The following is a 1,559-nucleotide window of genomic DNA, read 5'->3' as shown; positions in this document are numbered from 1 at the left end:
GAATAAATCACGGGTTTATGAACAATAAATATAAATGTTTTTGAGAATTTTAATAAGAAAAGAAGAGTGTCCATAAAATGACCATTTTATGAACATTCAAACATTCACTTGAATATAGATGGATGTTCTGATATAATACATTCAAACAAACATTTGAATGTAAAGGAATGATCGTATGAATAATGAAATTTGTGAAATAACTTGTATTCATGAAGACAAAGTTAATCGTGCTAAATCTAAACTAGCAAACTTTGATACTCCGTCAGTAAGTGGTTTCTTTAAAATATTGTCAGATGAAAATCGACTTAAAATTGTACATGCTTTAGTTCATGAAGATGAGCTATGTGTTTGTGATATTGCTAATATCATTGATGCTTCGGTCGCAACAACTTCACACCATCTGAACTCCTTAAAAAAATTGGGAGTAGTTGATAGTCACAAGGATGGTAAGTTAGTCTACTATTTTATTAAAAATATCAAAATCTTAAATCTTATGGAGCTTGGCGTAAATTTTAAAGAAGAGGTGCTAGCATGAGTGAGAAAATGACCGAAAAAACCTATCGAATAGAAGGATTAAGCTGTACAAATTGTGCAGGTAAATTTGAAAAAAATGTAAAGCAGTTGCCAGGAGTTACGAGTGCAACAGTAAACTTTGGTGCAAGTAAGATTTCAGTAGAAGGCCAAACAACAATTGAAGAACTCGAAGAAGCGGGAGCCTTCGAAAATCTTATCATTCGTGATGATCAAGAAAATGATGAACAAGTTAGATCAAAAGAGTCTTTTATTAAACGGAATATCGCTTTAATCATCTCTCTTGGTTTTATACTTGTTGCTGTGATTTCCCAACTATCATTGGGCGAAGATCATTTATTAACGAAAGCTCTTTATATATTGGCAATAATAATTGGTGGATTTGATTTATTTAAAGAAGGGTTCTCTGATTTGATCAAATTGGACTTCTCCATGGAATCTTTAATGACTATTGCAATTATTGGGGCCGCATTTATTGGAGAATGGGCCGAAGGTTCTATTGTAGTAATACTATTTGCTATTAGCGAAGCTTTGGAACGATTTTCAATGGATAAAGCAAGACAGTCGATTCGTTCTCTTATGGATATAGCTCCCAAAGAAGCTCTTATCAGGAGAAACAATGTAGAGCAATTAGTCAGTGTCGATAAAATCGATATCGACGATATTATGATCATTAAACCCGGACAAAAAATAGCCATGGATGGGCTTGTTATCAACGGTCATTCTTCAGTAAATCAAGCAGCAATAACAGGAGAATCGGTTCCTGTTGAAAAACAGTTAGATGATGAAGTGTTTGCAGGAACACTAAATGAAGAAGGTGTTCTTGAAGTCAAAGTAACAAAAAAAGTAACGGATACAACGATTGCCAAAATCATTCACTTAGTTGAAGAAGCGCAAGGAGAACGAGCTCCTGCACAAGCCTTTGTAGATAAATTTGCAAAATACTATACGCCATTCATAATTATTATGGCCCTTTTGATAGTGGTTGTTCCTCCGCTATTCTTTGGTGGTGACTGGAATAAATGGCT

2 protein-coding genes are annotated in these 1,559 nt (G+C 34.1%); both read left to right on the top strand.

Annotated elements, in window-relative coordinates; genetic code table 11:
- Positions 1-175 precede the first annotated feature (175 nt).
- Positions 176-535: a metalloregulator ArsR/SmtB family transcription factor gene (locus tag ABZ857_RS44170; RefSeq protein WP_003726380.1), complete on the top strand. Its 360-nt coding sequence runs from the start codon at positions 176-178 to the stop codon at positions 533-535.
- Positions 532-1,559: heavy metal translocating P-type ATPase (locus ABZ857_RS44165; protein ID WP_357056945.1), on the top strand; the 1,028-nt coding region annotated here is incomplete at its 3' end. The genes ABZ857_RS44170 and ABZ857_RS44165, both read left to right, overlap by 4 nt.

This window comes from Microbispora sp. NPDC046933 (assembly GCF_040644635.1).
Taxonomy (GTDB): Bacteria; Actinomycetota; Actinomycetes; order Streptosporangiales; family Streptosporangiaceae; genus Microbispora.
This window is presented reverse-complemented; position numbering and strand designations above follow the sequence as displayed.

Bases quoted from the DNA above. Each gene is read 5' to 3' on its own strand.
- ABZ857_RS44170 (WP_003726380.1), top strand. From the start codon at position 176: ATGAATAATGAAATTTGTGAAATAACTTGTATTCATGAAGACAAAGTT.